This is a genomic window from Dysgonomonas termitidis (genome assembly GCF_054657735.1).
This window is the reverse complement of the sequence record NZ_BAAHYD010000002.1, coordinates 488,828-507,813: the sequence shown is the minus strand read 5'-3', so window position 1 is coordinate 507,813 and position 18,986 is coordinate 488,828. Positions and strand designations below refer to the sequence as shown.

Annotated in this window: 10 protein-coding genes; all 10 read left to right on the top strand. The window is 43.3% G+C overall.

What is annotated here, in order from left to right; all coding sequences use genetic code 11:
- Positions 1 to 462 precede the first annotated feature (462 nt).
- On the top strand, positions 463 to 3,117 hold the full coding sequence (locus tag ACYQ3L_RS06275; RefSeq protein WP_379997669.1) for a family 78 glycoside hydrolase catalytic domain: 2,655 nt from the start codon (positions 463 to 465) through the stop codon (positions 3,115 to 3,117).
- Between the two features lie 109 nt (positions 3,118 to 3,226).
- A complete protein-coding gene (locus ACYQ3L_RS06270; RefSeq protein WP_379997671.1) occupies positions 3,227 to 6,373 on the top strand; it encodes a SusC/RagA family TonB-linked outer membrane protein in 3,147 nt (1,048 codons plus the stop codon).
- 13 nt (positions 6,374 to 6,386) lie between these two features.
- Complete coding sequence (locus ACYQ3L_RS06265; RefSeq protein WP_379997673.1) at positions 6,387 to 8,069, top strand: RagB/SusD family nutrient uptake outer membrane protein; 1,683 nt, start codon at positions 6,387 to 6,389, stop codon at positions 8,067 to 8,069.
- 13 nt (positions 8,070 to 8,082) lie between these two features.
- The gene (locus ACYQ3L_RS06260; RefSeq protein WP_379997675.1) at positions 8,083 to 10,488 is read left to right on the top strand and encodes a glycoside hydrolase family 2 protein; all 2,406 of its coding nucleotides are present in this window, start codon (positions 8,083 to 8,085) and stop codon (positions 10,486 to 10,488) included.
- 1 nt (position 10,489) lies between these two features.
- A complete protein-coding gene (locus ACYQ3L_RS06255) occupies positions 10,490 to 11,461 on the top strand; it encodes an ROK family protein (RefSeq protein WP_379997677.1) in 972 nt (323 codons plus the stop codon).
- A gap of 10 nt (positions 11,462 to 11,471) precedes the next feature.
- Complete coding sequence (locus ACYQ3L_RS06250) at positions 11,472 to 12,050, top strand: SIS domain-containing protein (protein ID WP_379997679.1); 579 nt, start codon at positions 11,472 to 11,474, stop codon at positions 12,048 to 12,050.
- Positions 12,051 to 12,075: 25 nt separating this feature from the next.
- Entirely contained in the window at positions 12,076 to 13,656 is a 1,581-nt protein-coding gene (locus ACYQ3L_RS06245; RefSeq protein WP_379997681.1) for a glycoside hydrolase, read from the top strand.
- 22 nt (positions 13,657 to 13,678) lie between these two features.
- Positions 13,679 to 15,364, top strand: coding sequence for a leucine-rich repeat domain-containing protein (locus ACYQ3L_RS06240; RefSeq protein ID WP_379997683.1), 1,686 nt, complete (start codon positions 13,679 to 13,681; stop codon positions 15,362 to 15,364).
- Positions 15,365 to 15,437: 73 nt separating this feature from the next.
- Entirely contained in the window at positions 15,438 to 16,598 is a 1,161-nt protein-coding gene (locus tag ACYQ3L_RS06235; RefSeq protein WP_379997685.1) for an MFS transporter, read from the top strand.
- 56 nt (positions 16,599 to 16,654) lie between these two features.
- Positions 16,655 to 18,730 (top strand): glycoside hydrolase family 36 protein, encoded by a 2,076-nt coding sequence (locus ACYQ3L_RS06230; RefSeq protein ID WP_379997687.1) that lies wholly within the window; start codon positions 16,655 to 16,657, stop codon positions 18,728 to 18,730.
- Positions 18,731 to 18,986 lie beyond the last annotated feature (256 nt).

The following is an 18,986-nucleotide window of genomic DNA, read 5'->3' as shown; positions in this document are numbered from 1 at the left end:
ACTTATAGCTAATTTTAGATTTATACAAAGAGACTGTTTTATTTTTAACAAAAGTTAATTATAAAAGAAATTCAACCTTACTATTGGATTTATTAAAATAAGAATTAAATTTGCATTATTTAACCGTTTAAGTTACATTTAAAGCATGTGGAATAAAGGTATAAAGCCATATGCTGACTATTTATATAGAAAAATTCATTTGAGAAAGAAAGAAAAAGTGCAATCCACTCGTGGCAAGCAATGTTAAGGAGGGGGGGCATAACTGAATATTTTAATTATATAATCTAAAGATGCCAAAAGTATAATACACGTGAAAGCACGATAAAACCATAATTTAATAACATTGAAACAGTTTCTTAGTCAGGATTCCTCACTTTTGCGGACAATTAGAAAATGAAACTTTCTTTTTTTGATCTTATTACTGAACCGTTAAAGTTGATAATCTATAAAATAACAATGACTATGTTTAAACCCAAATCAACCGCAGCAGTTTTATTGCCGGCAAGTCTCCTTTTAATTCTTGCTCTACAATCATGCCAAAGCAAAAAGGTAGAAATAGACAATTTAAGGTGTGAATATATGTACAACCCTATAGGGATTGACGCCGCTGCCCCTCGATTTACATGGAACTACAAAACAATTTCCGGCCACGATTTCAAGCAGGGAAGCATACGACTCCTTGTTTCTAAAAGTCCGGATGCCCTTTCTGACAAGGCTTCCGGTAACGTATGGCGTTCGGAAGTAGTCAGTACCGGAGAATCTTTTATCACTACAGACTCCGGTTGCAGGCTCGAACCAAGTACCACTTATTACTGGAAAGTTATAGCATGGGACAAGGAAAACAAAGAGGAAATAATATCACCTATAGCTCAGTTTGAAACAGCCTTCATGCAGTCTTCAGACTGGCAGGCAAAATGGATATCGGACAACGAAGCTATAGATAACCCGCGGGCGCCCATGTTGCGGAAATCTTTTGAGGCAAACATCAATAAACAAATAGAAAAGGCCGGATTATATATTAGTGCAGCAGGATACTATGACGTATCGATCAATGGAAAGCCTGTCGATACATCCGTATTTCTGGCACCGGGGTACACGCATTATAACAAACGCAACCTGTACAACACTTATGATGTAACCTCACTGCTACAATCCGACAAGAACGCCATAACATGCGTTCTGGGCAATGGATTCTACAATGCGTTTGCCCCGGTTGCAACATGGAGTTTCGAACAAGCGCGTTGGCGCAATCGCGCTTCCATGATCTGTGAATTACATATTACTTATACAGACAATACAAAAGATGTCATAGTATCTGACTCCACATGGAAAGTTTCCCCGTCAGGACCTTATATGCAAAACAATATTTATAGCGGAGACACCTACGACGCAAATAAAGAGATCGACGGATGGGACAAACCTGTATTCAACGACTCTGCGTGGCCACAGGCAAAAATAATGAAGGCTCCGTCAGAGCGCCTGGTTGCTGAAACAGAACCCGTAATAAGAAAAGTAAAGGATATACAACCAATATCGGTAAAGTCTTTTGGCGACACTGTGTTTGTGTATGATTTTGGAGTGAATATGACAGGTGTATGCCAACTGAAAGTAGAAGGGGAGAAAGATACAAGAATTGAATTGCAATATGGTGAACTCCTGAAGCCTGACGGGCGTATAGAAATGCGGAATCTCGACATCTACTACAAACCGCTTCCGGGACTGGCTTTCCAGACAGATGTCCTTATTCTTGATGGCAGGGAGCATGTTTTCACTCCTAAGTTCTCATACAAAGGATTTCAGTATGTGGAGGTACGTTCAGACCGTCCGGTAAAACTCGATAAAACGAATATAACAGCGCTTAACTTCCATTCCGACCTGAAAAAAGCCGGACACTTCAGCTGCTCCAACGACTTACTGAACCGGATATGGGAAGCTGCAAACAGGTCGTATTTATCAAATATAATGAGTATCCCGACAGATTGTCCTCAACGGGAGAAGAACGGGTGGACAGCAGATGCCCATATCACAATGGATCTCGGATTATTGAATTTCGACGGTATCCGTTTTTATGAAAAATGGATCGAAGATTTAATAGACAATCAGACTCCGGAAGGACGCATCTCCGGAATTATCCCAAGCTCAGGTTGGGGATATGACGACTGGATCGGCCCGGTGTGGGACGCGGCCATGTTCATTGTCCCAATGGCTCTATACGACTATTACGGAGACAAACAAAGTATAAGCAGAGTATATGACACATGCCAGAAGTATCTGGCATATCTGGCAGCCCGTGAAGACAAAGACGGCTGTGTCACTTATGGAATCGGAGACTGGGTACCATACAAAACCCAAACGCCGACTGAATATACGACATCGTGTTACTATTACCTGGATAATCTTTATATGTCCAGATTTGCTGATATACTGGGACGTGACGGGTCGGCCTATAAAGAAAAAGCCGATAGGCTGAAACAATTGATAAACAAGAAATACTTCGATTCGCAGAAAAACATCTATGCCAACGGATCACAGACGTCGCTGGCTGTAGCCCTTTATCTGGGAATAGTACCCGATGGACTGGAACAGAACGTAGCGGACAACTTGTACAGGATAGTAAAAGAAAACAACGGATATCTCGACTTCGGTGTATTAGGAAGCAAAACCGTACTGAGAATGCTATCAAAATACGGATATGCGGATATGGCCTGCCAAATGGCTTCTAAAGAAGATGAACCATCATGGGGAGCCTGGATAAAAAAAGGATTCAATACAATGCCCGAGACATGGACTCTGTCCCCCGAATTCAGGGACGCGTCTATCAACCATATGTTTTTGGGAGATATTAATGCCTGGATGTACAATGTATTGGCAGGCATAAACTATGACCCGGACAGCCCCGGATTCAAACACATACTTATCCGGCCTCACTTTGTCGAAGGGTTGGACTGGGTGAAAGGAGAATATAATTCCGTCAAAGGACTTATCCGGTCCGAATGGAAACGGGAGGGAAGTAAAGTCCGGCTTGAAGTAGAGATTCCTATCAACACTACTGCCACAATCGAAGTCATGGATAAGAAGATTTCTGTTGAAGGAGGCAAACATACGTTCAAATTTTAAGAAATAAATAAATGAAAGGAGGTAAGGATATGAAAGTATAAGTAACCTGAATGCAAAAATATTAAAGGCAATTTACATCAGTAAAAAATAAATTAAATAATCTTCATCAATGAAAAACAAGCTTAATTGTTATCGAAAGGTATTTTTGGTAATGTTTATGTCCCTTTTGTTTATAAACATTGTACATGCTCAAAATATATCGACAAATGGCAATATAAAAGGTTCCGTTTTTGACAAAAAAGGGGAACCTATTATTGGTGCAACAATAATAAACAGTATAACAAAGGCAGGGACCGTTACAGACCTTGATGGACTGTTTACTATTGCCGCACAACCAGGTGAAACGCTCACTATATCTTATATAGGTTTCAATTCCAAGACAGTACGGATTGGAACTGAAAAAGAATATCAAATAGTTTTAGAAGAAAATACCTCGCTGCTGGATGAAGTCGTTGTTATCGGATATGCGACCCAAAAGAAGAAACTGGTAACAGGTGCGACATTACAGGTAGACGGGAACAGAATAAAAGAATTGCATACGCCTAATCCACTGACAGCCTTGCAAAGTATGTCTCCGGGTATGCAGATAACCAAGACATCCGGAGAACCCGGATCTTCATACAAAGTTTATATCCGGGGGATGGGAACAATCGGAAACGCCGATCCGCTCTACATCGTAGATGGTGTACCCGGAAATATATCAAATATAAATCCTGCGGATATCAAATCTATAGATGTATTGAAAGACGCGGCATCCGCTGCAATCTATGGAGCGCGTGCAGCCAATGGTGTAGTACTGATAACCACACACCGCGGAGAAGGCGAAGACAAAGTGCGCATCGCTTACGATACATATCTGGGCTTTTCGAATGCTCCTGACTATAAATGGTACAGCGATGCCACCACACAGGCAATGCTGGATGATGAGTATTCGAAAAACACTTACGGGTACGGAATCAATTTTTCCCAGATGGTTCCCCACTGGGACAAAATACTATCGGGGGAATGGAAAGGTACCAACTGGTACAAAGAGATAAAGAACAAAAATGCATTCTCGCAAAACCACTCTATAACAATATCGGGAGGAAGTAAAAAATCGTCCTATTTTACCAGCTTCTCATATTCATCACAGGAAGGTACTCTTGGCAAGCCTGTACAAACAAAACAGGATAGATATACTTTTCGCCTGAATGCAGACCAGACTCTTTTTTCCGCAAACGGACGGGACATCGTACGCATGGGAGAAACAATCAATTTTGTGTATGCCAACAAAGACGGGTCGTTAAGCGGAAGATCTACCGAAGGATTGGGCGCGTTGGGTATGATAATGGGAGGAAGCCCCTTTATGCCTATATATGACGACAATGGAAATTATCATGGACCTATCGCATATGCCCCATATGCTCCTAACCCGATTGCATATCTGGTTTATAACAGTAACAATACCAAAAAGAATTACCAGTTAAATACAAATGCATTTATAACAATCGAACCAATTAAGAATCTAGTATTCCGCTCAAATTTCGGTTTAACGATGGATGGTGAAGAAAGCCGGTCTTATATACCTCAATATAATCTGGCTCCCGAATATACAAGCCAGGAAACAAAAGTAAGTCAGGATATATCACTGGGTTTTAGCCGCATGACGTTCGAGAATACCCTGAACTATAAATTCTCACTGGATGAAAACAAACATAACTTCGATGTATTAGCTGGTACGAGCGCAGAAAAAGGAGGGTTGGGAACAAGTGTTTCCGGATTTAATACCAACTCCATTTTCGAAGGATTCAAATATGCCTATCTTGTAAACACACCTAAAGTAAGCGAAACCTCGACACGTCTGGGCGGTTCGCCTTGGAGTAGGTCGGCATTACTTTCATATTTCGGACGTATCAATTACGACTTCAAAGAGACCTATATGCTGTCCCTTATTGCACGTTCGGATGGTTCTTCAAACTTCGCTCCGGGAAAACGCTGGGGATTTTTCCCTTCAGTTTCAGCCGGCTGGGTTATAAGCAACGAGAAGTTCATGGAACCATTTAAGAAGCATCTTAATATGTTCAAACTCAGAGCAAGTTGGGGGCAGAACGGAAATCAAGCAATCTCCCCATTCCAATATGTAGCAAAAATGCGGGTAGGCGGACAAAACACAGGTGACTATTCAAGTGTAGAGTACAGCTATTATTATCCGGGAGTGGATAAAAACAGTTATACGATTGCTTCATACCCTATCAATCTGCCCAACCCCGATATTACATGGGAAACCTCGGAACAGCTAAATATCGGCTTTGATGCCTTATTACTGAAAAACAGATTATCATTCAACTTCGATTGGTATCGCAAGACGACAAAAGACTGGCTGGTAGCAGCGCCTGTACTTGGTTCATACGGAGCCAATGCGCCCGATATAAACGGTGGAGATATAAGAAATACAGGAGTAGAATTAGCTGTAGTATGGAGAGATCAGATCAGTGATTTCAGCTATGATATAAACGTCAACTGGGCGTATAACAAAAACCGGGTAACCCGCATTGCTAACGAGGAAGGAATCATTCACGGCAGTGCACGGACTGTCGGCACGTGGAGCCCCGAATTCTATCGGGCACAGGTAGGTTATCCTATCGGCTACTTCTGGGGACTGAAAACCGATGGTATATTCCAGAATCAGGATGAGATCGACGCTTATCGCAATTCGAAAGGAGAGTTAGTTATGCCGAATGCCGTACCGGGTGACGTCAGATATGTGAATCAGAATGACGATGGCGAAATCAACGAAGAAGACCGTGTATTGATCGGTGACCCTAACCCCGACGGGATATTCTCTTTCTCATTCGGCGGTGCATGGAGGGGATTCGATTTCCGGGCATCATTTTCAGGAGTGTACGGTAACCAGATATACGGAGGTCAGCATGACCCGCTGGACCGCTGGCATGGTGAAGGCACTTCCAACAAATGGCCAAGACTGGGACAATCGGCATATACCAATATCGTTTCCGACCTTCATTTATACGATGGGGATTATATACGGTTGAACGACCTTACCATTGGTTATGATTTCGCAACCTTACTAAAGAAACAAAATATCTTTTCTCAAGTACGGCTTTATCTTACAGGGCAAAACCTGTTTACATGGACAAAATATACAGGGCTCGACCCGGAAATAGGCGCCGGCCCTACAGGATGGATGAGCGGTATAGATCATGGATTCTACCCGAACTCCCGTACATTCTTATTTGGTCTTAATCTCAAATTTTAAAATCTAAGGCAAAATGAAAAAGATAATTATAATATTAATTTCTGTTTTTATAGTTAGCTGTTCCGATTTCCTGGACACAGATCAATTAACACAGAAAGACTCATCAAACTATCCCCAAACTCCGGACGAGGCATATACCGCGCTGATGGGTGTCTACAACGCTTTCGGGTCCCGTGTGGGGGGTGGTGAGACCGAGCATTCCTTCATTGTTCTAAACCTCATGGCCGACGATATGCTGGGGGGAGGAGGAAAAGACGACCTTACGGCCCATGCTATCGACCTGTTTAAACTGACATCCAGAACAATGTACACCGACCTCTGGGAATGCACATGGCGTTCGGTTTACAGGGCAAATTTATTACTCAGTTCTCTGGACAATATAGAATGGCCAACTCCCGAATCCAGAAACAAAATAGAGGGTCAGGTACTCTTCTTACGTGCTTTCACCTACTTCCGTCTGTGTTCCATGTTCGGACCGGTACAATTAGTCACAAGCCCCGAGCCTGTGAACTTTCCAAGGGCATCGGCTGAAGATATATATGCGCAGATGGGAGCTGATTTGAAACGTGCAATCGAGATATTACCCGCCACTAAATTTCAGGATATACCTAAAACCGAAAACGGATTAGCCACACGCTGGGCCGCTCAGGCTCTGATGGCCCGTATTTTCTTGTTCTACACCAATTACTACAAACAACCCCGGATGGGAGATATAACAAAAGATCAGGTAATAGGCTGGGTGGATGATTGTATTGCCAACAGTGGGCATGACCTGCTTCCCGACTTCAGAAACTTATGGCCATATTCGATAGTAATGTCCGGTAAAACAAGGTCCGATTACAAATATGCGGCGGACAATAACCTGAAGTGGATAGGCGAGAACGGAGACAATTATGAAACTATTTTTGCTATCAAATGCTCAACCGCCGCTCAGGGCAATAATTACGACCGCCGGAACACTGTAAATCTGCACTTCGGATTCAGAGGGAACCAAGATTTATTGCCTTTTGGCTCAGGTTGGGGTAAAGGGCCTGTCAACAGCAAATTCTACAATGAATGGCCTAATGGCGATGTGCGGAAAAGAGGCTCGGTTCTGGATGTTTCGGACGCGACACACGAAGGCGAAGGCTCCACCACTAAGTATAAATGGGGACAAGCATATCAATGGAATGAAACGGGCTATTGGTCAAAAAAATATATGCCGGTCAATGTATACGACGATAAAGGAAATATTGTATCCTACAGCTCTATCCTGTGGAATATGCCAAACGATCCGCAGTTCAACAGCACTCAGGATATTGTACTAATCCGTTTTGCCGATCTCCTGTTAATGGGCGCGGAACTCGGTGGTTCCAAAGCGCAGGTATATATGGACCGTGTGCGTGGACGTGTAGACCTTCCAACTGTTCCGGCAACATTGGAAAATATCAAAAACGAACGTAAATACGAACTTGCATTCGAAGGCATACGCTGGCTCGACATATTGAGATGGGGAGACGTAGAAACCATTGTCAACGATATGAATGGCATAACCTTGAAAAATAATAGCCAGAATGCCACATATAAAATAAAATTCCGTCCGGAGACAGGAGGATTCCTTCCCATTCCGGAAGCCGAAATAACATTGTCGAATGGAGTCTTGACTCAAACACCGGGGTGGAACAGCAACGATGCCATGCTACAGCCGGGTGAATAAGAAAAAAATAATTATGACTATAATTAAATACAGATTATTAACCCTATTAACCGCAATCCTATATCTGGGAAATATGGCAGCCTCTTCAGGCAACATTCCTTTGAATGGGAAATGGCAGCTTTCGTACTGGGAACAGCCGGCCGAAGCAATTGTTACTCCGCAAACTATCAATGATATGCAGGTGGGAACGATAGAAGCGACTGTTCCGGGAAATGTAGAACTGGACCTGATGGCTGCCGGATTGATTCCCGACCCGATGATAGGAAGTAATGTGAATGCCCTGCGAAAATATGAAAACTATCAGTGGTGTTACACAAAAACATTCGGGGCGCCATCAATACAAAACGGTCAACGGCTCGAACTGTTCTTCGGAGGAATAGACTGTCTGGCCGATATATGGCTGAACGGGGAAAAAGTGGGAGAAGCTGCAAATATGTTGATCGAACACAAATTCGATATAACCGACCATCTGAAAAGCGGAGAAAACACTCTGCAGGTTATAATCAGGTCGGCGGTTATGGAAGCCCAGAAATATACACTAGGCACATTCAGCATCGGCAATTTTCCTGCCGAGGAGGCTGTTTATATCCGAAAGGCTCCGCACATGTACGGATGGGATATTATGCCCCGTCTGGTCAGTGCCGGATTGTGGCGCGATGTTGAGCTTCGGGTACTGAATCCTACCCGCCTGAAAGATGTGAACTGGATGACCATCAGCATAGATACAGTAGCCCACACTGCACGTATTTTCACTGATGTGCAACTAATCATGCCCTTCGACAAATTTGATAAAGTCAAAGCTCAATTCACTCTCCGCCGTAAAGGGAAAGTCGTATATCAAAATTCGCAGACAGTAAGTACTCCGGCTTTCCGCCACATATTCGAACTGAATAATGTCGATTTCTGGTGGCCCAGAGGTTACGGTGAAGCTGCCCTCTACGATGCCAGTGTACAGTTGATCGGTCCGGATGGTAAAGAGTTGGATACTAATAATTGCAGAATCGGAATCCGCACCGTGAAACTGGATATGGACGATATCAATCTTCCCGGTAAACCCGGACAATTCCGTTTCATAGTAAATAATGAACCGATATTCATTCACGGAACCAACTGGGTACCGATGGACGCGTTGCATAGCAGGGACAAATTACATTTGAATATGATGATCGATATGGCCGTGGATATCAATTGCAATATGATCCGCTGTTGGGGTGGGAACGTTTACGAAGATACCGGCTTTTTTAACCTTTGTGATGAGAACGGAATCCTCGTATGGCAGGATTTTGGGATGGGTTGTACATTCTATCCGCAGCGAGACGATTTCGCTAAAATGATCGAACAGGAGGTTACTTCTGTGGTGCTCAAATTTCGCAATCATGCATCCCTGATCCTTTGGTCGGGCAATAATGAAAATGACCTGGCGATGCGCTGGACGCTGCAACCACTGAATATCAACCCGAATAAGGATGTCATAACCCGTGAGGTTATTGCCCGCGTTCTCTACGAGTTTGACCCGACACGTCCCTACCTGCCAAGTTCTCCTTATTACAGCCAAGCTGTATGGGAACACGGAGGAGGTGATGAATTGTTGCCGGAAAACCATTTATGGGGACCACGAGGTTATTATAAAGATCCGTATTACACGAAGGCCAGCTGTTGCTTTGTCAGCGAAATCGGTTATCACGGATGTCCTAACGTAGAAAGCTTGAACAAAATGATGACTGAAGATGCCGTGTATCCCTGGACTAAAAACAAAGAATGGAATGACGAATGGGTTACAAAATCGACACGCCGCTTTCCATCTCAGGGAAAAACTTTCGACCGCAATAATTTGATGCTCAATCAGGTGAATCTGCTATTTGGTGAAGTACCAACTAAGCTCGAAGATTTCGCTTTCGCATCGCAAGCCGTACAGGCCGAAGCCATGAAATTTTTTGTAGAGCTATGGCGCGGGCAGAAGTTCAGCCCTAAAACCGGTATAATCTGGTGGAATCTGCGTGACGGATGGCCAATAATTTCAGATGCCATTGTAGATTACTACAACTCGAAAAAGATGGCATACTATTTTATTAAAAACGCACAGACAGACCTTTGTGTACTCATAAACGACCCTGTCGATAACGCTTATCCCCTGATTGTTACCAATGATACCCGCAATGCTCAAAAAGGGCAGGTAGTAGTAATTGACGTCGCATCCAATAAAGAAATATATACGGGAAACTTTGAGGTATCGGCAAATAGTATGAACAAAATAACTTCATTACCTCTCCAAAAAGGACAAGGAATACTCCTCATTAAATATAAAATAGGACAAAAGGAATATAGTAACCATTATTTATATGGGGAAGCCCCTTTCAATTTGCAAGAATATAAGAAGTTATTGAAAAAGACAGGATTGTACCCTGACATTAAGCAGTGATATGGAAGATAATTTATTAGGAATTGATATAGGAGGCACTAAATGTGCCATCGTTTACGGTAAAAGAATAGGTTCCGATTTACAGATAGTAGATAAAATAAGAATTGAAACTACTGTAGTTGAAGAAACTATAAGAAGTATAATAAGCGAAGCAGAAAAAATGATGGCATGCTATAATCTCACCGCTGATAAAGTCCGCGCCATAGGCATTAGCTGTGGCGGACCACTCGACAGCAAATCCGGGACGGTTATGTCTCCGCCCAACCTGCCGGGCTGGGACAGTATCCCCATCGTGAAAATCATCGAAGACCAACTTGGCATAAAAGCGGGATTACAAAATGACGCCAATGCATGTGCATTAGCCGAATGGAAATTCGGTGCGGGAAAAGGAACCGAGAATATGATCTTTCTTACATGCGGAACAGGACTTGGAGCGGGAATCATTCTTAATGGCTCTTTATATTCGGGGACAAACGACAATGCCGGAGAAGTAGGACATATCCGTTTGACGGAAAACGGGCCTGTTGGATATGGAAAAGAAGGTTCGCTTGAAGGATATGCCAGTGGAGGCGGAATTGCTCAATTGGCCCGTAGCATAGCAGAAGATGAAATGAACCGGGGAGGCCATGTTTCATGGTGCCCGTCCCGTGAAGATTTAGATATGATAACTGCCAAGCTGGTTGCTGAAGCCGCCGATGCCGGAGACAAACTCGCGCTGAAAGTGTATGAAACATCTGCTTCTTATTTGGGAAAAGGGCTGGCTATTTTAATAGATATTCTAAATCCCGAGCTTATTGCCATCGGCAGCATATATGCCCGCAACAAGGATATGATGGAGCCTTATGCACTGGAACAAATATCAAAGGAAGCGCTGGAAGGTGCAAGAGAAGTTTGTAAGATAGTTCCGTCTGCCCTTGGCGAAAATATCGGAGATTATGCAGCCCTTTCCATAGCTGCCAATTTAATCGATTAAAAACAATTTTATGAAAGATCTGATAATAGAAAGCTCTGAAGCTATACTGAAAGAAGCTGATATATTCTGGAATAGTCCGGGAACAATAGAAACAATCGAACGGGCTGCCGCACTATTGTCTGAAGCGTTGGCGAACGGAAATAAGATAATCAGTTGCGGAAACGGAGGCTCACTCTGCGATGCCACACATTTTGCAGAAGAACTGACCGGACGCTACCGCAAAAACAGAACATCCCTGCCTGCCATTGCAATAAATGACCCGGCATACATAACATGTGTAGGGAATGATTTTTCGTTCGATGAAATATATTCCCGCTATGTGGAAGGAGTCGGGAACGAAGGAGATGTATTATTGGCGATCAGTACCAGCGGCAACTCGGGCAATATCGTAAAAGCCGCTGAAAGCGCCCGGTTGAAAAAGATGAAAGTTTTGGTTCTGACCTCTACCGGCAATAATCGTCTTTCTTCTTTGGGAGATGTTGTGGTGGCCGCGCCGAAGGCCGATTATTCCGACCGGGTACAGGAGATACATATTCAGGTTATACATATTTTGATTCAAGCTATAGAAAAACAACTAAGTCTTGAATAACTGAATTTTATAAAAAAGATAATCAATGAAAACACTGAAATATTTTAAACAGACCTTCCTTATAGGTTTGACTTTAAGCATGGTAACTATTTCAAGTGCCTGCTCGAATATAGATGAAGGCTATAACAGCATTCCATCTAATTTTTATCCGGTGGAAGTGAAAGAATCGACAGGTGTAAAACTGGTGGGAATGGGCGTCGAGCTGGACCCGCATTTCTTCTCTCAGAACTTAACCCGCCCGCAGGACGGATCTAAAGCCGAAGATTGGAATATAGTGAAAGAACGCGTAAAGAAAATGGGTATCCAAAACTTCCGCGTAATGGTACAGCCTCATTGGTGGGAACCGCTGAACGACAACGATGATCCCAATGTTGCGGATATGAGTAAATTCACATTTGACTCTCAGGAGATGCAGTCATTGTACAAAGTGCTGGAACTGGCACAGGAGAACGACGGAGAAGTAACACTTGTTTTATGGGGATGTCCTGTGAACATGGATCTGATAGCAGGGACACCGACCGGAAAGCATTTCCTTTGCGACAGCAGGCCGAATGCACCCTGGGTATGCGGAACTGACAAATATGAAGAATTTGCAGAAAACTTTTCGGTATTGGTCAAATACCTGATCGAAACAAAAGGTTTTACATGCGTGAAAGCGATAACTCCATTCAATGAGCCCGACAGCCATACAGCCAATTACGGAAGAACAATGTGGCAGGGAGAGCCCGACAGCCATCCCGATCAATACGCTCCTATGGCAAAGGCTTTGGATGCAAAATTTAAGGCTATGGGTGTCCGGGATAAAGTCCGGTTTAACCTGTCCGATAATACGGACGGCAGCCCCAATTACCTGAAATCATGTGCAGAATCTCTACAGACAGAAGCGGATTTGTTCAACACCCATACTTATATATTCGGATATACAACGCCGAATGCAGACATCGTTAACTGGGAAAAAAATAATGTAGCCATGTCGAACGGAAAAAAACACTTCATCGGTGAGTTCGGCTCCAATCAGACTTCGGGGTCTTCCCGTCAATTGGATATTGATAAATACGAACGGGGAGTATTGTTAACCCGCATTGCCATCAACCTGCTTAACGGAAGCGCAGCAGGCGTAAGCTACTGGTCGCTGATAGATCAATATTATAGCAGAAACGGCAGTTATTCGGAAATGCAGCAGCTCGGCCTGTGGAAATATGTAAAAAAAGCTTATGAACCCGACCCGGAAATTTATAACGCTATAACAGAAGACTATGAGGTCAGACCGCATTATTATGCATATGGCATGTTGACCCGCTTTATCAAAAAGAACGCGGAAGTATTCCCGTTGGATCTGAACGAAGACCTTGTTGCCGGAACGGCCATTCTGAATGAAAATAACAAATGGGTGTATATTTTTGCCAATGGTTCGGAACACAATAAACCGGTAGAAATCATAAACAGCAAATCTCAGGCAAGTGGAGAATATGCTGCATACAAATACATTGAAGGAAGTCTTCCCGCCGGGGATGATCTCATACAATCTTCGGAAACTATAAATATTAAAGACAGGGCTTCACTCAGCATTCCGCGCTCCAGTGTATTAATATTAGTTCAAAAATAAACAATAATTAAAACCGAATAAGATGTATAAGTTTAGATTATTAATATTATTGGTTTCGCTAACTTGCTTTTGGAGTTGCGATGATGTGACCGAATATGATTTATCGTTCGGTATATCCGGCGTTGTTATTCCCGAATATGAAGATGGTATTCAAGGTACGGAAGTGACAATCGAAGGACGGGGTTTTCAGTCCGGTGACCGCCTGCATTTGCGCCCGTTGCTCAAACCGCTTGATAATTCTTTCGACATAGATGTGGAAATAAAAGAAGTGACATCTTCCCATCTGAAGTTCTTATTCCCTCTCAATGCACAGGAAAGCGGGTATTCATTAGTCCTGATAAGAGGGGACAAAGAAATATCGCTCGGCAGTATGCAACAATGGTTACCTAAAGGATGGGTGGCGGATGTAAACCTGCGAAATTCTTTGAAAGTAATAGGGCCACAGCTTTTCGACGCTCAGGACAGTTTAAAACTTTCCGTAGCGGCTGCCTTCGAATTCGAAGGCGGAACTCTGAATGTTTCGGGTAAAGGAATTACCAACTTAAGCGGTTTGGAAAACTTCCCTAAACTGAAAACACTCTGGGCTACCGACAATAACCTTGGTAATATCGAATTAACAGGAATGGATGGTATTGTCAGCATCTTTGCATGGAGCAGCAATATTACCAGCATGAATATACAGTCTAAAACATTGCAGACATTATACATGGGCAACAATCCTCTGACAGAACTTGACCTGAGTAAATGCCCGGCATTGCTTAGTATTGTATTGGACAATATCAAGTTCCGCAAATTGGATATCAGTAACTGTATGTGCTTTGGTTCGTTCGATAATTTCAAGTTTGACTTCGATACCAGCCAGGAATGCCAATTACTGGTGAGCAACATCTGGTTCTGGCACATGGATATGTTCAATAGGTCGACTGCTGTAAAAACTGCCGGCTTGTCGGGAGTGAAGGTAACGGCAATCGGTCTCGACCGGGAAGTTGTATTCGACAAAATTAATTGGGGGAATACAGGTACGGCAGCAATGCCTGACGCCAATCTGCGCACTATAATGAAAGGTTATTGTCCTCAGGCTTTCAGTGGGAATGATATTATAATCAGTGAAGCCAGAAATGCCAAATTGCCACCAAACCTGGCTAACAAGCTGGATATATCGAACAAAAATATAACATCGCTGGACGGTTTGAAATATTTCGATGATATATGGCATCTGGTATGCGACAACAACAATATAAGCGAGATAGATATGGCCGGATGGTTCAACCTGACAACCATATCGGCGAAAAATGCAGGACTGACTTCGTTCGTAACAAAAGACCAGCCGTGGTTGAGAGATATAGACCTAAGTAACAATACTGCATTAACATATATAGATATGAGAGGTATTTCATTGCTTAGCAACTATGATATCCGGTTCATAGCTACAGGATGTCCGATAGAGTATCTCGATATACGCAATGGATATGCCTGGTCTACATGGGGACAGAGTGGCGATAAACTGGCTTTCGACTTTACGGCAAATACATCCAAATCGCGCATACTGAAAGTAGAAACTGCCGAAAACGGAGGTTGGAGCAGCACTTGGAATTCAGGAGTAAACCCTGTACAGAAAGCAATCGAAGCCGGCGTGCGTGTCGAATACTATAACTGGACAAATGCCGCTACGGGTAACTATGGAGAGCTATTAAAAACCGTCAACTAAAAGTATAATTAAAACATTCCAAGCTATCCCGGACTAATTCCGGGATAGCTTTAATCAAACGAATTTGTAAAGGATGAAAAATAATACTTCCGCCATAAGAATTCTATCAGTGATGTTCGGTTTTTTCATCATGGGATTTGTAGATATTATAGGAATATCCACAAATTATGTAAAAAATGACTTTAGTCATCTTACCGATTCCGTGGTGAACCTCATATCATTGTCCTGCTTTTTCTGGTTTCTGGTCTTATCTGTCCCAACCGGGATGCTGATGAACAAGATAGGCCGCAAAAAGACAGTGCTGATAAGTTTTGCGTTCCATGTGCTGGCTATGTGCCTGCCACTGGCCGCTTACGATTTCACTACTGTTCTTATTATGTTCGGGTTGATCGGGATCGGCAACACATTGCTACAGGTATCGCTCAATCCTCTTGTAGCCGATGTTGTAAACTCCGATAAGTTGACCGGGACCCTTACTCTGGGGCAGTTTGTGAAAGCGGTAAGTTCCTTTATCGGCCCTATTCTGGCAGCATCGGTAGTAGGTTCTACTCTGGGGTGGAGAATGATATTCCCTATATACGCCGCTCTTTCTCTCCTCGCTTTCATCTGGCTGAGCCTTACCCCGATAGAAGACAGGCGAAGTGAAAAATCGAATATTTCGATAAAAAACACACTCGAGCTGTTCAAGGACAAATATATCGTGGCCTTTTTTATTGGGATACTGGTACTGGTGGGTGTCGATGTAGGAATGAACATGACTTTCCCTAAGCTGTTGATGGAAAAAGCCGGGCTTTCGGTCGAAGATGCCGGTATGGGTAATAGTATATACTTTCTTTCCCGTACAGTGGGCGCTTTCTTAGGCGGGATATTACTAATGAAAAGTTCCGAGTCGAAGTTCTTTATCTACAGTGTGTGGATAGCCTTAGCAGGATTAGTCCTTCTATGCATCAACGCCAATCTGTGGGCAACGCTGGCCTGTGTTGCGGTTTTCGGTCTGGGCTACGCCAACCTGTTCTCGATCATATTCTCGCTGGCATTGAAGCGCATTCCCGAAAAGGCAAATGAAATATCGGCCCTGCTGATTGTCGGAGTTTCGGGAGGAGCTATCCTGCCTCCTGTTCTCGGCGTTGTCACAGATGCGTTCAAGACTCAGGTATCGGCGATCATTCTCATAGCTGCCATATGGTGCTATATGTTGTGGCTGATCAGCATTGTCAGAAAAACCAGTCAATAGAAAAAATTGGAATCAATAAAAAACATTACAAATTTCTTGTACAAAATAAACGTTTCATGATAAAAAATATTTGCAGTAAAACAATCGTTATATTCCTCATTTTTATCTGCGCAACAATCAGTTCGAGAGGACAAACTACGGCTAAGATAACAAAGGCTCCCGTAAATGTGGAGAATCTGGTATCAACTCTGTTTGCCAAAGGGAAGACTCCTCCTTTCTCCTTTATATACGGCGGAATCTCATCGAAAGAGTTTATCCGCAAATGGAAGCAGTCCATAGAGAAACAACCCGGTAATGAACCGGGGGTTGTCCGGTATCTGGCAATTTATACAGAATCGGAAACCGGATTGAAGGTTGAATGTGAAATTAAAGGATATCCGGCCTTTAAGGCGTTGGAATGGACAATCCATTTCACAAATATGGGCGCCGCCAATTCAAAAAACCTCAAACAAGTGAAAGCCATAGATATGGAGATGGAATATCCGACCGGAGGAGATTTCAACCTGCATTACGCGGATGGAAATCATATATCCAAATATGACTTCCATCCCCGTACACTGATACTAAAACCGGGTGATAGCAAATCCATGGAGCCGATCAACGGCCGTTCATCCGAAGGAGACTATCTGCCTGTATTCAATATAGAGTCGGCCTCCTCGCAGGGCGTATTTGTAGGTATAGGATGGAGCGGCAGCTGGTATGCCGATATCCGCTGCGAAAAAGAGAAGAGAATATCCATAGAATCGGGGATGAAAACAATGGACCTCTATTTGTATGGAAAAGAAAGTATACGCACGCCGGGCATTACACTCATGTATTGGAACAGCGACGACAGGATGGACGGGCATAATCAGTTCCGCCGATTTGTATTGAGCCACAAGGCACACAAAATAAACGGTAAGAATGCCCCCTACCCTCTGGCTACAGGATTCAACTACAAAGACCCTGCTCCTTATACCGAATATTCAGGTCTGACCGAAGAATACGCGACAGCCATGATGAAGCGTTACAAACAATTCAACATAATGCCCGAAGTATTCTGGCTCGACGCCGGATGGAATACCGGAGCCGCAGATTGGGAACACGGAAAAAGCTGGGCTAACACAGTAGGCAACTGGACAGTAGATACCACACGTTTCCCCAACGGTTTGAAGCCTATTTCGGAAGAAGCTCACAAGTTAGGCGCAAAATTCATGGTATGGTTCGAACCCGAACGTGTGATAAGGGGTACGCAATGGGCGGTAGAGCATCCCGAATGGATGCTGGATATCTCCGGGCACAACGATGATACTTACCTGATGTTTGACTTGGGAAACCCTGAAGCATGCGACTGGCTTTGCAAATATATCGGCGATATGATAGAAGAGAACGGAGTGGATCATTACCGCCAGGATTTTAATATGCATCCCGATATTTATTGGGCGGCAAATGAGGAAGAAGGGCGAACCGGGATGAAAGAAATACGTCATATCGAAAATCTGTATAAATTCTGGGACTATCTGCTCAAGCGTTTCCCGAACCTGTTTATAGATAATTGTGCCAGTGGAGGAAAACGTATCGACATGGAGACAATTCCGAGAAGCGCGCCTCTATGGCGAAGCGATTATTACCATTACGACGACCCCGACGGCTATCAATGCCATACTTACGGACTGAACTTTTTCCTTCCCCTGCATGGAACGGGTATTTTACAGACCGACCCGTATGCGTTCCGTTCGAGTATGAGCACCTGTCTGACCTGCAACTGGAAAATAACGGATAAGAGCTTTTCGATATACGAAATGCAAGCCCGGTTAAATGAGTTTCAGAACATCCGCCCCTATTATTACGAAGACTATTATCCATTAACGGGAATAGAAGATACAACCCTCGATAATATCTGGCTGGCATATCAACTGAACCGTCCGTCGGATGATAGCGGCGTTATAGTCGCTTTTCGCCGCAAAGCGTCGAAAAAAAACAATATCACGGTGAAACTTTCGGCTATTAAGCCCGAAAAGAAATATGAAGTAACTGATCTTGATAAAAAAGAATCTGTTATTGTAAACGGCAGTGAGCTTGCCGCGCGGTTTGTTTTGACTTTGGATAAACCTAACCAATCATTGTTGATAAAATACAGAGTGGCAGAATAGAGCGAATAAGCGGAAAATATGTTAGAGAAAGCAGAATACTTTATCTATATACAAAAGCGATCCTTGAAAAGATTATCTGTTGGCTGATAGCTAAAAAGCCGGAAAAAGTAACAAGAGGGAAGGTGTTACCTTTGTCACCTTTTTTTGAAAGTTACAAGTTTGCCTCGCCTTCGCTTCGGCGAATGTTATTTCTGCGCCCTGCGGGCAGTTACGAGTTACAAGTAGACAAGATACGAGATACAAGATACGAGTTGTT